Origin of the sequence: Flavobacterium flavipigmentatum (genome assembly GCF_020911905.1) — a bacterium.
Classification (GTDB): domain Bacteria; phylum Bacteroidota; class Bacteroidia; order Flavobacteriales; family Flavobacteriaceae; genus Flavobacterium; species Flavobacterium flavipigmentatum.
Window position 1 is genome coordinate 2,762,238 of the sequence record NZ_CP087133.1, and the last position, 21,713, is coordinate 2,783,950.

The window sequence follows — 21,713 nt, forward strand, 5'->3', positions numbered from 1 at the left end:
TTATTATTTTTCAATGCAGCCATTTGTATCGGTTACTTTGATTTTATATCCTAAATGGTTTGCCTTTAAACTCGTAATTTTATAATGTAAATTATCAATTTTGGAAGCTGCTGTGAGAACATTATCCACATAAAAATTATAGGGAGATGTACCACTCAATATTTCTATATCAATTGTTCCATCTTGACCACCAAAACAAGTTGGCTGCGTTTGCCCCGTTATTTTAAATTGCATTTTTGGAGGATCTGTATAAACAAATGGAGTTTGCGAAGATTGTAGGGAACCTGCAGGTTCACCACTTAATCTGGCTTGATATTTTATAGTGTAACTATTATTATTTTCTAGTACTCCTGGATTTATAAAAGAATAGGTATACCAATTAGTTGCGGTATCAAAGTTTAAAGAAGTCACAGGAGAAGGAAGCTGAAAAAGAGGGGATGTTTTAGTTGGATCTTCATTTTTTAAATAAAGAGGAAAAATATCTTCATTAGGTTTTAAGTTTCGATTAAAATAAACATCAATTTGTTGAACATTATCACCATTACATTTAGGAGCAATATAAACTACTTGCTTTACAACAGGAGCACATGACGAATATTTGATGGCAATTGGAGAAGAAAAAGCTCTAGTTTGCGTATATCCTAATCTAAAATAGATTTGTTTATCAAGAAAATTGGCATGATTGGTACCTAAAATATCCTGCATCGAAAAATTTACTGTTTTTATATCATTAGTTCTAACTCCATTTATGGTCGCAGGGACATCAACCCACGTGATCATATTATCTGAACTATATTGCCAATGATATGCTTCCGCAGGAAATCCGTCAGGAAATGCAGCTAATCCAAGTTGAAAACCAGCACAAACCTCTGTTGGGTTGGCTACGTCTAGATTTTTAATATTTACGTTAGGTATAAATTTATCAACAGAAACTCCTCCGTTGCAACCGTTCAATCCTAAATATGCTCCTTTTATGAGGTTTATAGTGGTAACCTCTGAGCTATTATTATCATTACAGTCTTTTGTGGCTGCCCCAAGAGGAACGCAGGAATTACTGAGGTACAATTTAAACGAAAGATAGTTAGCAACATTTGCGTAGGTGGTATAAGTAGTAGGTACATCCATACTGTTTCCACCATCACTAAATGAAGCTAGCGAAGTTGTATTACCATAAAAACTCCAGTTGTATCCAGCAGCATGGCATCCAGCACCATTTGCTCTATATCTAAGAGTTATACTATATGTTTGTCCAAAAAACACACTACTAAAAAGGATGAAAAATAATATATAAAGTTTTCTCATATATTTAAAATTTAACAGAATAAAAATCCATTTGAGAGGTTCTTCCGTCTTTAAAAATGGCTCTTATACCATATTTATAATTGGTATTTATGGCAATTGTTGGATCTGATAAACGCTTAATCTTTCCTCCCACAATCTGAATTAATTGCAAAGGATCTTTGTCAGATGCTTTATAGATTTCAAAACTATCAACATTGGCATTTGGGTATTCCCAAGAAAGATCAATTGTATTTGTTGTTTTATTAGCCTGTGCAAAAAAACCTTTTACAGGAGGCATTACAGAATAATTGGGTACAAATAAGTGTATTTCAGGAGAAGGATTAGAGACTAATTTGCTTTCATCTTTTGCAAAAATGGCATACGTGTAGGTATGTCCTTCAAGGGCGGTTTTATCTTCAAATTTTTCTTCTTTATTTTTTGTTTCTAAAATTAATTTCCATTCTTTTTGATCATCTTCTTTTCGATACAATTGATGTACTGCCACATCTTCACTGTGACTATTTGCCCATTCAAGGAAAACAGCACCGTCTTTTATTTCATAATTCATAAAAACAGGTGATGCAGGAGGAATAATATCTGGTTTTTTAAGAATTAAGGTTTCTGAAAAATCAGACATATTGTAGCGATAATCAACTGCGATAATTTTATAATAGACTTTAGGATTCAAGTTTTTAATTAATACTTTATCTTCAAAAGTATTGGATTCACTAGGGCTAATCGTTAATTGACTAAATTCTTCTTCGGCTATATTCCCTTTATAAATACGATACCCTAGAAGATCTTTTTCTTTATTAGGTGTCCATGTAAGTTTTACAACGCCCAAACTATCAATAACTCCTTTTAGACCAATTGGTTTTGCCGGTGGAATTGAATCTACCGGTTGCACTAACATTGGGAAAGAGGTTCTACTATTTCCGTTTTTACCAATTGCAGTAAGGGTAAAATAATTGGTTGCCGATAACTTATTGTACACCACATTACGAGATTTTGGAGAAATATTTTTTAGTACTGTTTTATAATTGTCACCCTCTTCATCGGAACGATTAAGCTCAAAACCAGAAATTTCATTATCACCTTCTTCAGGAAACTCCCAAATTAAGTTTACAGTTGTATCATCTTTAAATTCTTTTACTGTAAGATGTGGTACATATTTTAGTAAAGCTTTACTTTTTCCAGTAACAATGTCGGAATAAGGACTGAGCTCTCCAAAAGGAGAAATACCCTGAATTCTATAACTGTAAGAAGTATTGTTGGGAATAGAATCTACATAAAAGATACGATTATTATTCGCATTTTGCTGATTTAAACTTGTATAGGGTTTCTCTGTAATCCTTTCAAATTTTACTTTATCAGTCGATCGTTCTATATAGTAACTTCCGTAGGCGTGAGCTAATATTTTAAAATTCCAACTCAACATAGTACTGCTATCTGTAAAATGAGCTGTAAAATCCATAGGTTTTGGCAACGGTTCGTATTCCTTCAATCCAACAAATAGTCCGCCATAGTCAATGCTTAATTCGATTTCCGGTACGTTAGAGGAAATTCGGTATGCATATTTTTCGTTTATCTTCGCCGTTTTGTCTTCAAATCCTAAACCCGCTATTTTAGCAATTTCAAAATCTTTATCGGCTGAATAGAGCGCAAAAGTAAATCGTTGTTCTATTTCTTCAGAAAGGTTAATAATCGACTCTAAATTATCTTTTCCTGTTACAGCAAACTCTTCTCCATAAATTGCTTGCGCAAGGATAGCTCCATTATCATTGGTTTCAATGAGTTTTTCCCACTCTTCTAGAGGTGCTGGTTTTAAATTTTTTACTAAAACTATTTTCTCAGGGCTAGACAAAGTTTTATTATCTCTTGTGACAGTGTATCTTTCTACTGAGTAACCATATTTATTTAATTTTTTCCAAGCGATTGGGCTAGTGACAGCCCAACGCAATAAAATTCTATCTTTTTGTACTCTTGCAATAACTTGTATTTCTGGCTTTTTATTTTCAGCAGCAATGGGTTCGGTTTTATCTTGAGAAAAACCATTACTAATGATGGTAAAAAAAAGTATAATTAAAAATTTGAATTTCATGCTTAATTTGATTTATTGAATGTAAAAATTGAACTAGTTCCCGCTTGGCCGCCAGGGAGAGTATAGTTTAATTTAATAGTGTAAATTCCTTGTTTGATGTATGGAAATTTACCGTTTATGATATAATCGTATTTAGTAATCATTGCCTGATTGAGTGTATTCAAGTACTTGTTTACGACTTTATATCTTAAATTAACAAAATCTGTTTTGTAATAATAAGGTAGATTGTAGCGATAAGGTAAATACTCTTTTAACATAAAACTACTCGGATTATTAAGGATATAATCCTGATACCATGCCATTGTTTCCACTCCTTTAATTGGTGGAATTCCTAATTTCGCATCAACTCTGTCTAAAGTTAAATCTCGTTCTAGTGGATATCCGGCATATATTAGAGGAAATATTTCGTTTTTATAATAATTGTCATCCAACACCGCCTCAACAGCTACTAAAGGTATGTTTTGGCTTTTTAAATTTCCGATAATTTCAATTTCATCAAAAGGTTCTGTTGAGTTGTTCATAGATTGTAATGCGTGTACATCTGAATAAATGATTTCTACCAAAGTTTGTTTTGGTTTCTTGGCAGCCATTTTTTCTTTAAATGTGTTGTATTGGCTGGTATTAAATTTGTATTGTAATAATTCTACACCTTCACCGCTTGTTACCGTTGCATTTAATGTATTACTTTTCATTTCAATATTTGCACCATCACCCAGATCTTGAGATTCGTAATTTTGTGATAAATTAGAATTAGCATCGGTTTTGGTTTCCAATGTCATTAAAGTAATATTATATGGCTTTGATGTTTGCAAGGCAGGTAAATCAATACTAACCTTCCTATCTGAATTGTTATAAGTTATTAAACCTGTAGCTGTATTATCTCCTGTTTTGTAAAATGCCTGCTGTGACTGACCTGGTTTTAGATCAAAGAGATAAGGCTGACCTTGTTTTAATACGATATACGCTTGTTTAGACTCGTTTTGATAGACATATTTTTGATCAAAAACGGGATAAGAGTAAGAAATGTTATTAACTGGAATATTTTTTGGAGCTGTACCAGTCGCAAAATTTCTTGTTTCTGTTTCTGTAGCAATTTGTCCTTTGTCTAAAACAGTTTTCCATGCCCCATTTGTATATTCTTGAAAACTTACTTTTACAGTCAATATCAAATCAGAATTAGGAGGCAATATATCTGTAGAGGTAAAACTTAATAAATCTTTGGTATCATTCCAAGAAATTTGTCCGGGAAGGGCTACACCATCTTTTTTAATAGTATATTCTTCCAATTTTAATTTATAAGTTTTTGTGCCGCTATCTTCTTCTAGAGTAAAATTTTTCTCGACGGGCACATTAAAACCAACTTGAGGTACCGTAAAAACATCTACATCTTTGGCTCCTTCAGAAGGAGTTATATCTGCAATAGATTTTAGTCCTCCTAAAGGTGCATCATTTACAAATTCGCATTGTTTACCAAATTCGAGTTTAAATCGGAAACTACCTTTAATCGCACCACCCAAGATATCAAAATATCCTGCCATATAACCACGAATCCAGACTGGGTTTGGAAGTTTTGCTTGTAGTAAAACAGCACCTCCACCTTTTATAATGGATATTTTCTTTCTAATAAAAAACAATTTTATGTTAATTCCGAGTTCACCTTGTAAATAGGCATACGACTGACCATTGGCGTACCATCCATTAAGGCCAATTTGTCCAGATCCTTTACATTGTGCTTCGCCATAATCTTTTACCATAATATCAAAACCAAAACCAGCCTGAAAATTGGCATAAAACATTAAGAAGCTTAAATCTCCTGTTTTTAGGCTAAAATCTGAGCCAAAAGCAAATCCTTTACCAGATGCCACACTATTTTCATCTCGCATGTAATCAAGAGTTGCAACATCAACACCAAGTAACTTAGCAACAATATCCGGCGGCGGTGGACTTGCAGGAATATCATCTCCCATCATAAAATAACCACCAGCTTCAACTTCAAACGATCCAATAGCTAATTTTATTCCTAATCTATCAGTAGGTGTGCCCGCACGGACATACCATTTATCTGGGCCAAAATGTAAAACTGCCCATCCAGCTCTGTTTCCTGAGGCACGACCCTGAATAAAACCACCAGGAGTAGCGATATATAAATCGAATGAACCGTGTAATGTTTTGGCTCTAAAGTCATATTCTATAGCAGCAAAAGCATTAATACCCATAGAAGTTCCCACATCATTTGGGTATAATTGTGCAGCCGCTTTTGATAAATTAGTTGTTTTTAGGGCTTCTACGGCTATTTTACCCATTAGAGATTCATTTTCTGTTACCGCTTTTAAGGCGTCAGTTAATTCACTTGCGCCAGGAATTTCAAAAGTCTGCATAACGTGACCCTCACCATAAATACTAACTCGATTTATACCTCCTTTGCTATTAAAGGCAATTTCAAAACCGGCACCACCCCAAAAAGCATCAGCGGTTGCGGTTCCCGCAAATTTAATCATGGCTTTTACACCAAGACCAGAGTCGATATCAGGAACATAATTAGACCCTGAAGCAGCAAAGCGATTACTGAAACCGTCTTTTTTCATTCGATAATAGGCGCCTCCACCAAAACCTTTAAAAGTAATGGCACCCGCTGGTATGTTTAGACCATCTACCATTGCGTCAACGTACCAGTATCTAAAACCTATAGACCCAAAAATAGCATTTGCTTCTACTTTTATCCCACCTGTGAAGTCGCAGCTTAACATTCCTTTGAAGCCTTTTCCATAAACTGGATCATTATCCATTATGGTAATGCTTCCCTTTAATTTCATTCCACCTAAATCTGCTCCAATCGAAATTTGTTCAAATTTAAGATGATCATACTTCCATTTCTGAATTCCTTCATCCTTGCCAAATTTTCCAACTACGTAAAATTTAGTTTGCCCATTAAATTGATTTTCCATCATATTAATGGCAAGATCTACCTTTAAGCTAGCACTTTCTGGAGTAGTCATTAAAGCAATTTCATTGATAGTAACTGGGAAATTACTAACAGTTGAACCATCATTTTGCACATTTTTATACCCAAAATAATCGGCACTAATATAGGGAGAAACAGTCTGAAGCATTAGATTTTGAAAAATAACCCCTTTAAAGGATACAGTTTCTTTTTTCTCTCCTGTAGCAGAATTTCCACTTCCAGAGTCCGTTTTTTCTAATGCAATTGCTTCAGCTGCAGTTATAGGTTTGTTGCTGGCATTTAATGATAAAGTACCGTATAGAACTGCTTTTGGGAGAAAATTGCCATCTTTTACTCTTAATTCGACATAAGAGTTTTTTTCGATGACAGCTTGGGCTTTAAAAGCCTGAAAACAAATTCCGTTTGTAACCTGGGCATTTAATAAGTACTCATTATTAACAGGGTCTATCAATCCTTTATAAGCTAATTCAGACCTTGTGCCGCCATTACATTTTTCTGATTTATCAGAAACAGGTAAAAGAATATCACCGCCAAAACTGGCAGCAGTCAAAGAATTCGCAACTAATGTTATACTCACACTGTTAAGGGACATTTGCCATCCAGACGCATTTCCCTCATCAATTCCTATTAGGTTAGTACCTGAAAACGTTCCAGAGACCCCCATACGATCTATCAGTAGATTTGTTGCTTCAAATCGAATTCTTTCCTTACTTTGTTTTTTCTTAAATTCTTCGGGTAAAACTATTTTAAGAGATTGTACATAAAGGCCACGCCAAAGATTTTCATTTCCTGGAACTAAATATTTACTTGCATAATTGGGAGGCCAAACTACACTTGTAGAATTTCGTAAATCACTAAAATCAATTACGGCTGTGTTTAATTCGAAGCAGAAGCCTTTTTTAGAAGTTAATTGAAATTTAGGCAATGATATTTCGATTAAAATGTCATTCCAGTTAGAAACTACAGTTTTAAACGTCCCTTTAACAAGAGCGGGGTCTGCTAAAGCAACATAATTATTATCTACAGGTTCTAAAAGTTTTCTTGAAAATTGTACTTCAGCACTTATTCCAAGTTCTTTAAAACCTTTACAATCTATAGTTACGTATGTTTCGTTTTTAACGACTCCAGTCTTCATATCCATTCCGCCCTTCAGAATCAATAGTAAGTTTTCACCATTAATTTTGATAGGTACGTCGCCTAATAAAACCAAATTTGTATCGCCAACTAAACCTCCTTTGTGGGATAATCTAATATTGTTGGCTCCAAAAAATAATTCTTTTGGTTTTCCGTCTGCACCGTGTTGTGGTATGATGATTCTAACAAAAGCCGTAAGTTCAGTATATTCAGGTGTAAATTTGGCATTACTTATTCCTAATAAATATTGGATACCACCAATTGTCTTTTTGATACCAAGTGGTAGCATCGACAATTTTTTAGGTTCTAATACATCTGTTAAATTACCACTCTCGTCTATTTTAAGACAAGTTGCCATTGCAGTTTTTAAATCGTCACCAGTCTGGCTACTAACAGGAAAATTCTTTCTTAAATATTCATCTGTAAATTCACTTTCTGAATTTTGCTTATAAACAAAGGATTTTTTTTCTGAGGAAATATGATCCTTAGAAAGAACATTTTTAACTGCTAAAGTTTTTTTCGAATTGCTTATCGTATCGGTATAAGTACTTGAAAAACAATTTAAACTGAGCGAAAATAAAATAATAGAGTATAGAAAAGAGCGTAACTGAAGAGTAGTTTTTTTCAATTTTAGACTTGTTAAGTTTCTAAAATAAAACAATAGAATTTAAGAAAAAACCTATTTTTTATATGTAGAATTTGTTAATGGCGTTCAAATATATAATTTATTTAACAAGAATAAGACATGTTAAAAAAAGTTTTTTAAATATTTTTTAACATGTTTTTATTTACTGCTATTTTAAGTAGTTTTTAGAGCCAAAAAATCTCAATCAAATCATAAAACAAAAAAAGCCCTGAAAAAATTCAGAGCTTTTGTGGGTATAAAAAAACAAAAATGTTATTCTTCTTTCATTGTGTGATAAACGTTCATTACGTCATCATCTTCTTCTATTTTTTCGATTAGTTTTTCAACATCGGCGATTTGAGCTTCGGTAAGTTCTTTTGTAATTTGCGGTATACGCTCAAAACCGGAAGATAAAATATCTAAACCTCTATTTTCTAATTCTTTCTGCAAGGCACCAAAGCTTCCAAAAGGGGCGTAGATTAAAATGCCGTCTTCATCTTCAAAAACTTCTTCTGCACCAAAATCAATCAGTTCCAACTCCAATTCCTCTGGATCAAGTTCTCCTTTTGCAATTCTAAAATTACAAGTATGATCAAACATAAATTCAACCGAGCCCTGAGTTCCCATTGTTCCGTTGCATTTATTAAAGTAGCTGCGAATATTGGCAACTGTTCTATTATTATTGTCCGATGCAGTCTCAATCAAAATTGCGATTCCGTGAGGCGCATACCCTTCAAACAAAATTTCTTTATAGTTGGCAGTATCTTTATTACTCGCATTTTTTATAGCGCGTTCCACATTGTCCTTAGGCATGTTGGCGGCTTTTGCGTTTTGTATTACGGCTCTTAATCTAGAATTGGCATCAGGGTTAGGACCGCCTTCTTTAACCGCCATAACGATGTCTTTACCAATTCGGGTAAATGTTTTAGCCATTGCTGACCAACGTTTCATTTTTCTTCCTTTTCTAAATTCGAACGCTCTTCCCATTACTAATTTTTTATTTTGAGATGCAAAAATACGGTTATTCCTTATTTTTCCAAAATCAATCTCTATTCTTTTTTAATTTATGTTTTTCAAATTTCAAGTTAAAAAAGTTTCAAGTTTCAAGTTTTTTTACCTGAAACTACTTGAAACCATTAAATTCATTAATAATATTTACCGCTTCATTTAGATAAGGATTGGTTTTCAGACTGTTAATTTGATACTCATTCATCACTTTCTCAGAAGGGTAGGTGCCTAATAAAAACTGATTTACGGTTGAGTTGTAAATGTCCAAAGGATTGTTTTCTTCATTAAGGGTATTGATTTCTTTCCACAAACTATTTCGGATTTTTTTCTGTTCAAAAACGGCATCCAAAGTCATCGGAATCTCTGCTTTTGGCGTATTGACCATCTCATCTATTTTTTGATTTATTTTTTTAATGTTGTTAAAATAATAATTATCGGCAAGTCGCACCGAACTGTTATGCGCTACTTTATCAATAATACCCCGTTTTACATACGGTCTGTATTTTAGCGGTTGAGGCAAACTGTCATTAGGAATTGCGGTACTGAAATTACTTTCTTTTTGGAAAATATCTTGGTAAAATTCCGGGAGAATCACATCGGGACTTACCCCATTTTTTTGATGACTTTTGCCCGTAACACGATAAAATTTATTGATAGTAATTTTTAGGAAATCTGTGTTTTTATTTTCGTCAAGAGAAACAATGGTTTGCATGGTTGCTTTGCCCAAAGTACCGCTCCCAAGCAACAAAGCGCGATTGTAATCCTGCAAAATAGATGAAAAAAATTCGCTTGCAGAAGCCGTATTGCTATTTACCAAAATCACTATTGGGCCTTTATAAATAACACCTTTGTAGGGATCGTTGATAATAGATTGATTAAGTTTATTATCAACAACAATCGAGATCGGGCCGTAGTCTACAAACATTCCGGCTAGTTTTATAGCTTCTTCCATAGAACCACCGCCATTATCAATTAAATCGATCACCAGACCTTTTATATGGTCTCTTTCCAATTTTAATACTTCGCGCGCCACATCATCAGCACATCCTTTTCTAGAATTACCGTCTAAATCAGCGTAAAAACTCGGAATTTTTATGTAACCAATTTTATTTTCTTTACCAATAAGAAAACTAAAAACCGAATTCTCTTCATTTTTCATTACTTGTTTTTCGATATATACTTCAAAGTTTTTACCAGAATTTCGCTTGAGCGTAAGCGTAATATTTTTATTAGATTCGGATAAAATCATCGTCGAAATTGACTCTAACGAAGAACACGAAACATGCAACGTTTCTTTTTGATTGGAAATAGATATGATCTGATCGCCTTTTTTTATTTTCCCCGTTTTAAAGGCGGGACCCTTCGGATCAATTTCTTCTATGATGATTTCGTTCTTTTCATTCAGATTGACGCTCATGCCAAGTGACAAACGTTCTTTGGATAATGAAGCTACAAAACTTGATTTAGAATCGTTGCTAAAGTAGGCCGTATGCGGATCAAAATAGATACAGAAAAAATTATATAGTTTTTCTTCCTGCGTATTTTTGGTTTCCAGAAGTGTGTTGATTCTGCAAATTTCATTGGTTAAAATCATTTCTTTAGAAGCACTTTCTAGCAATTTAAAGCTAGTTTGAGCCGCATCTGGATCCTCGCTCGATTCTGCAATATCATCCAGAATCTGATAACGAATTTTTTTTGTCCATACTTTTTCCAGATTTTCTTTTTCTACATAAAAATCAAATGATTTTTTATAAAACCGAATGGTATCTTTTAAATTATAATCAATGGGCTGCACTTTAATTTTTTCCAGAACAGATTTGGTTCTTTCCAATCCGGTATGGTATGTTTTTTCAATATCTGAAAGAAAACTGCAATCGTTTTTTAAAATTAAATCGTCAAGATTCAGACGGTATTTTTGCGAGAGTTCTTTGTATTCGCTTTTAAAAAAGATGTTTCGTGCGGGATCTAATTCGTTCATGAGATTGTCAAAAACAAAAGCAGATAAACTATCATCTACAGGTTTAGGCTGAATGTGTTCTGACTGGATAAGCGAATTTATTTTATTTAATATTTCGCATGTTTTGGTGCTATTTTGACTAAATAGGGCACCTGAGGTCAGCAAAAAGAGTAGAGAATTTTTTTTCATAAATCGAAAAACATCGTTTAGATTAAAATTACACTAATTTATTTTACCAAGCATTATATTTTTTCTAAAAAATCTTACATACAAACGATTTGTTTTAATAAAAAAAACATCATTTTTTAGCAATAAAAAAGACTTTCTACTTTTTTTAATGCTAAAATTGAATTTAAAAACAAGAAAACAAAAAGATTTTAAACGATAAAAAAAATGCACTACTTTTAAAAATAGTGCATTTCTAATTGATCAATACTAAAATTTATTTTTTATAAAAAGGTAATTTTACCACTTTTGCAGGAACATCATTTTTCCTAATTCGGATAAAAATATCGCTGTCAAGAGCACTGTTGTTTACGGTAACATATCCCAAACCAATCCCTTTATTCATAGAAGGGGACATCGTTCCCGAGGTTACAATTCCAATCACAGCACCGGAAGCATTTACAATTTCGTAATCATGTCTTGGCACTGCACGTTCTTGCATTTCAAAAGCGACTAATTTTTTGGTAACACCTGCTTCTTTTTGTTTTTTCAGGCTCTCAGAATTGGTAAAATCTTTATTAAATTTTGTAATCCATCCCAAGCCAGCCTCCAGCGGAGAAGTAGTATCGTTGATGTCGTTTCCGTATAGGCAAAAACCCATTTCCAGACGTAAAGTATCACGAGCCGCCAATCCTATTGGTTTGATACCATAAGCAGCGCCCGCTTCAAAAACTTTATTCCAAACTTGTTCAGCTTCACTATTTTTGCAGTAAATTTCAAAACCTCCCGAACCAGTATATCCTGTAGCCGAAATGATTACGTTTTCTATTCCAGCAAAATCAGCCACTTCAAAATGATAATAGGCGATGGCAGATAAATCGATTGAAGACAAAGGTTGCATCGCTTCAACTGCTTTCGGACCTTGAATGGCCAATAAAGAATAGTCATTAGAAAGGTTTTTCATCTCAACACCCAAATCGTTGTGAGCCGAAATCCAATTCCAATCTTTCTCAATATTCGAAGCATTTACTACCAGTAAATACTGCTCTTCTTTCATTTTATATACAATCAAATCATCTACGATTCCGCCGTCATTATTCGGTAAACAAGAATATTGTGCTCTTCCAATTGTCAAAGTCGAAGCGTCATTCGAAGTCACTTTCTGAATCAGAGCCAAAGCATTCGGTCCCGTAAGTAAAAATTCACCCATGTGCGAAACGTCAAAAACGCCCACACTGTTACGAACCGTTTCGTGTTCAGCATTCACGCCTTCGTAAGTAATCGGCATGTTATAACCAGCAAATGGAAGCATTTTTGCTCCCAAACTCTCATGTATGTGCGTAAGCGCAGTATTTTTCATTGTGTTGTTTTATAAAATTGTGACGCAAATTTATTCAAAAAATATCGAAAAGAAGCAGTATAAATTATAAAAATCGCAAAGATGAGGAGCTATTTCCTGCTATTCACTATATCTTTTTGTTTTTAAAGAAAAAACAAAAAGGATGCCGTTTTTATCAGGGCTAGGGCATCTCGATAATCAAGTAATAGTCGGCTTTTCAAAGAAAATTACGTAAATTTAAGGAAAATTGTATTCCAAATGAAAATTCCAATTCCCATTACAAAACAAGAGATACTAAAGATTTACAAACCAGTAAATCCTGCTACACACAAAGGAATTCAGGGACATGCCGTGATAATTGCGGGGAGTTATGGCAAAATAGGAGCAGCGGTTTTAAGTTCCAAAGCCGCTTTAAAATCGGGCTGCGGTCTCGTGACTACTTTTGTGCCTAAATGTGGCTATGAAATCCTCCAAATGACTATTCCCGAAGTGATGGTTGTCACCGATGCAAATTCTAATTTCATTACCGATATTCAACTTCCAGTAATTCCTCAGGCAATCGGAATTGGTCCGGGATTAGGTCAGGAGCAAGCTACTCAAACAGCAGTATTCAAATTTCTAGAAAATAACATTTTGCCTTTGGTTATTGATGCAGATGCACTTAATATTTTGGCGCAAAACCCATCTTGGTTGGGATTATTGCCTCCAAATAGTATTTTGACACCGCATCCGAAAGAACTCGAACGTTTAATAGGTAAATGGCAGTCAGATTCTGAAAAGGTTGAGAATACAATGGCTTTTTCAGAGAAGTACAACGTAATCGTGGTCATGAAAGGCGCTCCAACCCACATTGTTTTTAAAAATACAATTTACCAAAATACAACCGGAAACGCCGCTTTGGCAACTGCAGGAAGTGGTGATGTCCTTACGGGTATCATCACAAGTTTATTAGCGCAAGGTTACGAACCGCTACATGCAGCCCAACTTGGTGTTTTCCTCCACGGATTAACAGCAGATATTTCGCTGCCAGAAACAGGTTATCAATCTTTTATAGCATCTGATATTATTGCGAATTTAGGAAGAGCTTTTTTAAGTTTAGAGAAATAATTTAATCGCAAAGAAGTTCGGTAAGAATTACGCAAAACCCTTTTGATCTTTGCGGTTCAATAAACAAAATTGTAGATTTGTATTATGAAAAACTTCGATCTCAGAACCGTAAACGTAACGCGTTACATTACTCCTTTGCGAGAAGGAGGTTCTTTACCAGCTTTGGCAGAAGCCGATGACGATTTTAAATATGTCTTAAAATTCAGAGGGGCGGGTCACGGTGTAAAAGCCCTGATTGCAGAACTGGTGGGTGGTCAAATAGCCAAAGCATTGCAACTGCAATTGCCCGAATTGGTTTTTGCAAATCTCGATGAAGCCTTTGGAAGAACCGAAGCCGACGAAGAAATTCAGGATTTGCTACAAGGCAGTCAGGGACTCAATCTGGCACTTCATTTTTTGTCTGGTGCCATCACTTTTGATCCCGTTGTGACTACCGTTGATGCCAAACTAGCTTCGCAAATAGTGTGGTTAGATGCTTATATTACAAACGTAGACAGAACTTTCAAAAATACCAATATGCTGATCTGGCACAAAGAATTATGGCTCATCGATCACGGAGCGTGCTTATATTTTCATCATTCCTGGAACAATTGGGAGCAACATGCCAAAAGTCCTTTTGCTCTTATAAAAGATCATGTTTTATTGCCACAAGCAACGCTTTTAAAAGAAGTTGATGCCGAGTTTAAAACTATTTTGACTCCCGAAATAGTAGAAGAAATTGTAAATACTATTCCGCTGGAATGGCTCGAGTGGGAGGATACCGATGAATCTCCCGAGGCTTTGCGAAATATCTATTTGCAGTTTTTGACAACTCGTTTAAATCATTCAGAAATCTTTGTAAATCAAGCGCACAATGCAAGATAGTCACTTATATGAGTATGCCGTAATTCGTGCGGTACCAAGGGTGGAACGCGAAGAATTCCTGAATATCGGAGTGATTTTGTTTTGCAAAAAAGCCAAATTTATAAAAGTGCTCTTCCATATTAATGAAGTAAAAATAGAAGCACTTTCTAATGATTTTGATATCGAACAACTCAAATGTAATTTGACCGCTCTGGAAAAAATAGCTAATGGTGCCCAAGATGGCGGCCCCATTGCAGCGATGGATATTCCGTCGCGTTTTCGCTGGTTAACTGCGATTCGCAGTTCGGCGATACAAACATCACGACCGCATCCGGGACTCTCTTTAGATTTAGAGAAAACAATGCAACGTTTATTTGAAGAATTAGTATTGTAAAAAGCAATTTATTAGTTTTTTAAATCTAATCATTTACTGTTTTTTGTTTCTAATTTTAGGCTTTTACAGAATTATTTGTGTCCTAACTCGTAGGCAAATCTATTCTCTTAAAAAAGGAATAACCCTATTTTTGATATAAGTAAATAATAGTTCAGAGTTAATTTGAACTTTGTATTACTTATATCAAAAATAGGGTTAGACAAAACCAAAACTTAATAACTACTATTATTTTTAAAACTAAAGTTTTAAAAATTGGTAATAGAATTGTGGTTTCTTTTTTTGAAAAATTAGAAAGAACCGCAAGTATTACCTGAGAATGTAGCGCCCGCTCCACCAGTAACATCCGCTTTTACTGCCGAAGCCGCAAGCGTTACGATAGTGTAAGGAGGTGTAAAAGCTGTTTTGCTTCCTGCTGTATTTCCGCTAGTATTAGTAAACACGTTTCCAACTGCTGTAACAGCTGTAAAACCAGTCATTAAATCAATAGGAGTTTTTACGCCTTCAAAAACATTGTTCTCTACTTTAATATCAGCTTCAAATCCTGCAGCGATACATTTATTGCTTACGGTGCTGTTAAAGTAATTGTTGATCAAATGTACTTTTCCAAAACGAACTCTTGGCATTCTTTCTTTGCAGCCAGGAGCCCACCAGCAACGAGCAAAAGTAATTCTTAGTTTCCCGCGATCTGCAGTTGCGCCATCGCTTGAACCTATTAAGTTTGAATATCTGTGATCATCCGAACCTCCTGAACCTCCAGCTTTTGGTGGTTTTAAATAACCAAATTTGCAATAAGAAACCGTAATATAATCTGATTTGTTTTTGATGTCAAAGTTGCCATCTACACCATCTCTAAATTCGCAGTGGTCTACCCATACATTTTGGCAATCGTCCAAAATAGCGTTGTCCCATCCGTCGGTGTCATAAGCGCCGGGTCCTTCAAAAATAAGATTTCTGATAATTAGATTTTTACATCTTTTGATGTTGATGATACCTGAGCCATCTTTTGTCTGGTTGGTAGAAACCAATTTTGCTCCGCTTGTACCATAAATAGTTTTACCGGTTTGGTCTTGGAGCGACAGTCTTGTTGTTACGGTAATAGTACCCGTAACTTTGATCACTTTTACAGAACTGCTTTCTATGGCAGATTTTAATTGAGCGTAAGTAGTAACCGTTGTTTCGGCGGACGTTCCTCCACCAAGTGTTCCTCCGTTTTGAGAGGCCCATCCCGGAACTTGAGCACAATTACCCACTTTTGCTGTAAAGTCAGTTGTTGTAGGTACTGTTGTTTCTACAGTTGCTTCAGCATTTGCTGTCGAAGCCATTTCTTCGGTATTACATCCCGTAAGACCGATCATCAGTGCCATTAAAAGCGCTGAACATTTTGATTTAAAATTCATAATAAAAAATTTGAGGTTATAAATAGTTAACAGTACAAATCTGATTATAAAAACTGAAAGAAAAGTTGAACAAGTTCAACGTTTTGAAAATAATTAGGGTAAAAATATTTTTTTAACAGTTGTAAGTTTACAAAAAACTATAAAAAAAGTACATTTGCGTAATCGATTACATTATTTTAATTGTTTCCGTTATTTAAAATAATTTAGATAGAAATAAAAACAAAAAACATGTACCAGTCCCTCAGATCAAGTATTGAAAGAAAAATTAGTCTCAGCGATGAAGAGTGGCGATGTATTGCAGAAAAAGTAGAATTTATTAAATTGAAGAAAAATGAATTCCTGCAAATTCAGGACTCCAATAGTTCTTATGAAGTCTTTATTCTCAAAGGTTCATTTAAAACTTACATTCTAAATGATAACGGAACAGAAACTGTTATTTTTTTTTCTTTCGAAAATGAGTGGATGTGTGATATCGAAAGTTTTTATCATCAAAAACCCACTACCTACAATATAAAAGCGATAGAAGACAGCGAGATATTGGTCATTAATAAAGCCAATAAAACCCTCTTATTTAAGGAAGTTCCCAAACTAATTCAGTTTCATATTTTAATGGTCGAAAAAGCCAACATTGCCATACAACAGAGGCTTTTGGATGTTTTGAACAAAACCGGCAAAGAAAGATATCTGGATTTTATAAACAAATATCCACACAAAATAAAAACCGTCAACAACAGAAATTTATCCTCGTATTTGGGGGTTTCTCATGAATTTTTATCGAAGATTAAGCGTAGTTGTTAATTTTTTAGCAAATAAGGTTCTTAGATGCTGAGTTGCTAAGGTTTTTTTATTGATTTATATTAAAAACCCTTTCGCGAAATTTGCGATTAACCTGAAATAAAAATTAAACCTTTTTCTCTAGATAAATAAATTCTAAAGGTTCTTTTGAAGTGGTAATGTGAATATCGCTTTCTGGAAAAGCTTCTCTTTTGCCTGTGTCTTCATAACCGTGACGTTTGTACCAGGCAATCAGCTCTTCGCGAACCGAAATTACCGTCATGATAATACTCGACAATCCTAAAGCTTTGGCATGATTCTCTGCTTCGGCCAACATCTTTTTGCCAATGCCGCTGTTTTGCAATTCGGGCGAAACAGTGAGCATTCCCAAATACAATTGATGTTCTTGTGCTACCAACAAAACCGAACCGATAATAGTGTTTTCCTGAGTATATTTCAGTATCGTATTTTTAGGGTCTAAGATGGTTTGTGTCAGTTCATCTTCGGTGGTTCTTTTTCCTGAGAGGATATTGGCCTCTGTAGTCCAGCCTTTTTTTGAGGTTTCGCCTCTGTAGGCCGAATTCATTAAGGTATTTAATGCGGGAACGTCTGCTAATGTTGCTATTGAAATCATGGTTGCTGTAATTATAATTTTCAAAGGTACATTGTTTTTAGGAGACTCTATATTTTTATAAGTGGCCTCGTTCGTTTTATAAAAGAAAAACTTCTTTTGAGTACTTTGACATTTTCTGTTACAAAGTAGCTGCTTTTTTGTTGCAAAGGCCTTCATTAGTAAATCTAACGAAAATTGCATTTGGTCGACAGTTTCTTTCATTTGGAATAAATAATATTTTTTCGCTCAATATTGTGTCTAATTTTGGTAGAGAAAAGCAGTAGCATCTGCTCAGAGACCTAAAAAATAACCTTTAGCAACGCAATACGATGGAGTATATTATTGAGACAAAAGCAAAGATAAATGGTTATAGACAAAGTGTACTGAGTCTTGTAACCAAAGTAGTTTCGAAGGAAAATAAAATGGGCATTATTGCACCAAATTGCGAAAGTATCACTAAGATATTAGTGGTAAGACCCGAACATAGTTTAGGAAATCAATTGCTGCTGTTGCCTTTGGTGACCGAATTGCAAAATCAGTTTCCGAATGCCGCTATTCAATTATTTGTAAAAGGAAAGGTGAGTTTTACCATTTTTAAATCGTATAAAAATGTGTCGATCATTTCTTTGCCTAAACATCATTTTAGAGACATTTTTTTGTACTTATTTACTTGGCTAACATTACCTTTTAAACGTTATGACTTGGTGATCAATGTTGTAGAAAATTCTAATTCTGGAAGACTGGCGACACGATTGGTACATTCGAAAAATAAAATATATACACATTGTGCTTATCCTTTTATCAAGACAAACAAACACATTGCGCTTAAACCAATTATTGCCCTAAGAACTTATATGGATAGCGGTATGATTATGAACTATAATTTTTTTCCAAAATTAGATTTACGATTAACACCTTTAGAAGTAGAAGAAGGACTTGATTTAGTTTTTGATGTCCTACATACGACCAAGAAGGTAATAGGTTTGTATACGGCGACAACCTGTGAAAAAGAATATGATAGTGACTGGTGGGAGGAGCTTTACAACGGTTTAAAAAGTACATTACCCGATTATGATTTTGTCGAAATTTTGCCCGATACCAAGCGATCTAATATTAAGGATAAGATTCCGAAATTTTTTAGTCCTTCTATCAGAGAAATGGCTGGTTTTATTGATAATTTACAACTGATTATCAGTACAGATGGCGATATTATGCATTTGGCAAACGCTACTAGTACGACGACTATTGGTTTATTTAAAACCACAGACAAAGAAGCGTATGGCCCTTATGGCAATAATAATTTGGCACTCAATACCAATGACTTGACCATACAAACCATTATCGAAAAGATCGAGATACTTCTTGAAAAATAAAAAGCTCCGCAGCAAAATAGAGAAAGCAAATCAGCAAGAAAGCAGCAATCTAAAAAAGGGTATAACTCAGAAAACTCAAATAGGAATTTGAATAGAGAGAGAAATTATTTTCATAATGAATTTTATTGTTTTTTTATGGTGTTAGAAGGGAAATGCCTCCTATTAATGGAGGCATTTTTTGTATTATTGTTTTTTTGAAAGATTTTTTATTCGGTAGGTTCCCATAATTCTATTTTATTTCCATCTGGGTCAAGTAGGTGAACAAATTTTCCGTACTCAGAATTTTCAATATCATCTAGTACGGTCGCACCATTGCTTTTAAGATGCTTTACAAGTTCTTCAATATTTTGCACGCGATAATTGATCATGAATTCTTTTTTTGAAGGAGCAAAATATGCGCTCCCTTTTGTAAAAGGCGACCATTGCAGCATGTTTATTTCTTCAGGGTTATCGATATTTCTAGATTCAAAACTGGCACCATAATCATTTGTTTCAATTCCTAAATTCTTATCGTACCAAGCTCTTGTTGCTGCTGGATCGTCAGAAAAAAAGAAAATCCCTCCAATTCCGGTTACTTTCGGGGTCATGTCTTTATTTGTATCGTTGTTTTGCTCTTTCATTTTTTAGTTTTTTAGTTGTACTAATGTAAGAATTAAAGTTGTCATTCTATACAATATATTGGATTCTTTTATTGCTTTATCTATGCAAGTTCTGACTCTTTAAGCAGAATTAATCAAGGTGCTTAATGCGAGAATATCGGCTAATGTTGCTATTGAAGTCATGGTTTTTCTGCTATGTTGTTTGGTTGTAAGTGGCAAAGGGACACTGTTTTTTGGTGACTCTTTCGATTTATAAACTACTTCGCTAGTTTTATAACTTGCTTCACGAATTTTATAAACTGCTTTGCTAGTTTTGTAAATTACTTCGCTAAGTTTATAAATTGCTTCACGAGTTTTGTAAACTGCTTCGCAAGATTTATAAACTGCTTCGCTAGGTTTACAACTTGCTTCACGAGTTTTATAAATTACTTCGCAAGATTTACAAACTGCTTCGATAGGTTTATAACTTGCTTCACGAGTTTTGCGAATTGCTTCGCTAGTTTTTTTAAACAGCAGCTTTCATTTTAGTATAAAAGACCACGACAATATAGCTACTTATGTTTAATAGTGTGGTTAAAAAAATATAGTATTGAAAGGTAAAAAACGTATTCAAAAATAAAAAAGAAAGCCACAACTTACATCAAAATATATTGGTTGTATGTTGTGGCTTGTATTTTAAAACAGTAAAAAAATTATCGTAAAAAGGCTTTCAAATCCTCATAATTAGAAATTTTTACACTAACTTTTTCTTCGTTTATCACGCTTTCAATTTGTGTTGGAATTGGGAGCGTAATGCCCAAAGCAGGTTCGACCACATCTAGGAATTTAATAGGATGTGCCGTTTCTAAGAAAACACCAATGGCATTATCGTGTTTTTGTAATTGTTTTTTAAGCCCTAAATAGCCCACGGCACCGTGCGGTTCTGCAATGTAGCCGTTTGTGTTATAAATATTTTTCACAGCTTCAAGTGTTTGCTCGTCGTTATAGCTATAAGAAGAGAAGTCTTTTTCGATAGCTTTTAGATCATGATTGTACAATTCCTGAATTCGGATAAAATTACTCGGGTTGCCCACATCCATTGCGTTAGAAATCGTTGCTTTTGAAGGTTTTGGGTCGTATTCTCCGCTTGCTAAGAATCTTGGTACCGTATCGTTTACGTTGGTAGACGCTACAAAATGCTCAATTGGCAAGCCTAATTTTTTTGCCATGATTCCGGCACAAATATTTCCGAAATTTCCACTCGGACAAGAGAAAACCAAAGGTTTGTTTAGTTTTTTTAAAGCTTTGTAAGCAAAGAAAAAATAAAACATTTGTGGCAGCCAGCGCGCAATATTGATAGAATTGGCCGAAGTAAGGTTTTTGTGAGCCAAACTGTCGTCTAAAAAAGCTTTTTTGACCATGTCCTGACAATCATCAAAAACACCATCAACTTCTAGGGCTTTGATGTTTTTTCCGAGAGTCGTTAACTGTTTTTCCTGAATGTTGCTCACTTTCCCGGAAGGGTATAAAATCACGACATCGACACCAGCTACGCCTAAAAATCCGCTGGCAACAGCACCACCTGTATCTCCCGAAGTGGCTACTAAAACGGTATTTTTGCTGTCTTTGTTGTCTTTATTAAAGTAGGCCAGACAACGCGACATAAAACGGGCACCAACATCTTTGAAAGCCATAGTTGGACCATGAAATAATTCTAGAGAATAAATATCTTTCTCGACTTCAACAACTGGAAAATCAAAGCTTAAAGTGTCGGCAATAATTTCTCTTAAATTTGCCTCGGGGATTTCATCACCTACAAACTGATGAATGACATCAAAAGCAATCTCATTGTGACTGAGATTTTCGATTACGTTAAAAAACGCTGGATTTAAAGGTGTAATGATTTGCGGAAAATACAATCCTTTATCACTTGCTAGTCCTTGAATTACAGCTTCTTTAAACGAAACTTCTGGTGCATTGTGATTTAAACTATAGTATTTCATTGTTTTTAAGTTCTTAGTTATTACTTCCTAGTCCTTAGTCTTAATTTCAATCTTTAGCT

15 protein-coding genes are annotated in these 21,713 nt (G+C 34.5%); 5 read left to right on the forward strand and 10 right to left on the reverse strand.

Annotated features, from left to right (window positions below; genetic code table 11):
- Nucleotides 1-3 precede the first annotated feature (3 nt).
- From LNP22_RS12040 to gcvT, 6 genes are all read right to left on the reverse strand, one after another.
- Nucleotides 4-1,302, reverse strand: a complete 1,299-nt coding sequence (locus LNP22_RS12040) for a SprB repeat-containing protein (RefSeq protein WP_229973664.1) — start codon at nucleotides 1,300-1,302, stop codon at nucleotides 4-6.
- 4 nt (nucleotides 1,303-1,306) lie between these two features.
- The gene (locus tag LNP22_RS12045) at nucleotides 1,307-3,382 is read right to left on the reverse strand and encodes a fibronectin type III domain-containing protein (RefSeq protein ID WP_229973665.1); all 2,076 of its coding nucleotides are present in this window, start codon (nucleotides 3,380-3,382) and stop codon (nucleotides 1,307-1,309) included.
- Between the two features lie 2 nt (nucleotides 3,383-3,384).
- Nucleotides 3,385-8,106 (reverse strand): hypothetical protein, encoded by a 4,722-nt coding sequence (locus LNP22_RS12050; protein ID WP_229973666.1) that lies wholly within the window; start codon nucleotides 8,104-8,106, stop codon nucleotides 3,385-3,387.
- 270 nt (nucleotides 8,107-8,376) lie between these two features.
- The gene (locus LNP22_RS12055) at nucleotides 8,377-9,090 is read right to left on the reverse strand and encodes a YebC/PmpR family DNA-binding transcriptional regulator (protein WP_210665969.1); all 714 of its coding nucleotides are present in this window, start codon (nucleotides 9,088-9,090) and stop codon (nucleotides 8,377-8,379) included.
- 136 nt (nucleotides 9,091-9,226) lie between these two features.
- Nucleotides 9,227-11,257, reverse strand: a complete 2,031-nt coding sequence (locus LNP22_RS12060) for a S41 family peptidase (RefSeq protein WP_229973667.1) — start codon at nucleotides 11,255-11,257, stop codon at nucleotides 9,227-9,229.
- 253 nt (nucleotides 11,258-11,510) lie between these two features.
- Nucleotides 11,511-12,593, reverse strand: a complete 1,083-nt coding sequence (gcvT, locus tag LNP22_RS12065) for a glycine cleavage system aminomethyltransferase GcvT (RefSeq protein WP_229973668.1) — start codon at nucleotides 12,591-12,593, stop codon at nucleotides 11,511-11,513.
- A gap of 237 nt (nucleotides 12,594-12,830) precedes the next feature.
- Between gcvT and LNP22_RS12070 the strand changes: the two genes are divergently transcribed.
- The 3 genes from LNP22_RS12070 (at nucleotide 12,831) to LNP22_RS12080 (ending at nucleotide 14,916) form a co-directional block, all read left to right on the forward strand.
- The gene (locus tag LNP22_RS12070; RefSeq protein ID WP_229973669.1) at nucleotides 12,831-13,679 is read left to right on the forward strand and encodes an NAD(P)H-hydrate dehydratase; all 849 of its coding nucleotides are present in this window, start codon (nucleotides 12,831-12,833) and stop codon (nucleotides 13,677-13,679) included.
- Nucleotides 13,680-13,760: 81 nt separating this feature from the next.
- Nucleotides 13,761-14,543, forward strand: a complete 783-nt coding sequence (locus LNP22_RS12075; protein ID WP_229976382.1) for a HipA family kinase — start codon at nucleotides 13,761-13,763, stop codon at nucleotides 14,541-14,543.
- Nucleotides 14,533-14,916 (forward strand): DUF3037 domain-containing protein, encoded by a 384-nt coding sequence (locus LNP22_RS12080; protein ID WP_229973670.1) that lies wholly within the window; start codon nucleotides 14,533-14,535, stop codon nucleotides 14,914-14,916. The genes LNP22_RS12075 and LNP22_RS12080 overlap by 11 nt, the downstream gene beginning before the upstream one ends.
- A gap of 287 nt (nucleotides 14,917-15,203) precedes the next feature.
- On the opposite strand, the gene LNP22_RS12085 is transcribed toward LNP22_RS12080, so the two are convergent.
- Nucleotides 15,204-16,313: a pectate lyase family protein gene (locus tag LNP22_RS12085; protein WP_229973671.1), complete on the reverse strand. Its 1,110-nt coding sequence runs from the start codon at nucleotides 16,311-16,313 to the stop codon at nucleotides 15,204-15,206.
- A 228-nt stretch (nucleotides 16,314-16,541) separates the two neighbouring features.
- Here LNP22_RS12085 and LNP22_RS12090 point away from each other — a divergent pair, with 228 nt between their 5' ends.
- Nucleotides 16,542-17,111 carry a Crp/Fnr family transcriptional regulator gene (locus LNP22_RS12090; protein WP_229973672.1) on the forward strand — a complete coding sequence of 190 codons (570 nt, stop codon included), beginning with the start codon at nucleotides 16,542-16,544 and terminating at the stop codon, nucleotides 17,109-17,111.
- A 103-nt stretch (nucleotides 17,112-17,214) separates the two neighbouring features.
- On the opposite strand, the gene LNP22_RS12095 is transcribed toward LNP22_RS12090, so the two are convergent.
- On the reverse strand, nucleotides 17,215-17,745 hold the full coding sequence (locus LNP22_RS12095) for a GNAT family N-acetyltransferase (RefSeq protein ID WP_229973673.1): 531 nt from the start codon (nucleotides 17,743-17,745) through the stop codon (nucleotides 17,215-17,217).
- A 284-nt stretch (nucleotides 17,746-18,029) separates the two neighbouring features.
- Between LNP22_RS12095 and LNP22_RS12100 the strand changes: the two genes are divergently transcribed.
- Complete coding sequence (locus LNP22_RS12100) at nucleotides 18,030-19,073, forward strand: glycosyltransferase family 9 protein (protein ID WP_229973674.1); 1,044 nt, start codon at nucleotides 18,030-18,032, stop codon at nucleotides 19,071-19,073.
- A gap of 206 nt (nucleotides 19,074-19,279) precedes the next feature.
- On the opposite strand, the gene LNP22_RS12105 is transcribed toward LNP22_RS12100, so the two are convergent.
- Together LNP22_RS12105 and thrC are read right to left on the reverse strand one after the other, a co-directional pair.
- Nucleotides 19,280-19,693: a VOC family protein gene (locus LNP22_RS12105; RefSeq protein WP_229973675.1), complete on the reverse strand. Its 414-nt coding sequence runs from the start codon at nucleotides 19,691-19,693 to the stop codon at nucleotides 19,280-19,282.
- A 671-nt stretch (nucleotides 19,694-20,364) separates the two neighbouring features.
- Nucleotides 20,365-21,654 carry a threonine synthase gene (thrC, locus tag LNP22_RS12110; protein WP_229973676.1) on the reverse strand — a complete coding sequence of 430 codons (1,290 nt, stop codon included), beginning with the start codon at nucleotides 21,652-21,654 and terminating at the stop codon, nucleotides 20,365-20,367.
- Nucleotides 21,655-21,713: the final 59 nt, after the last annotated feature.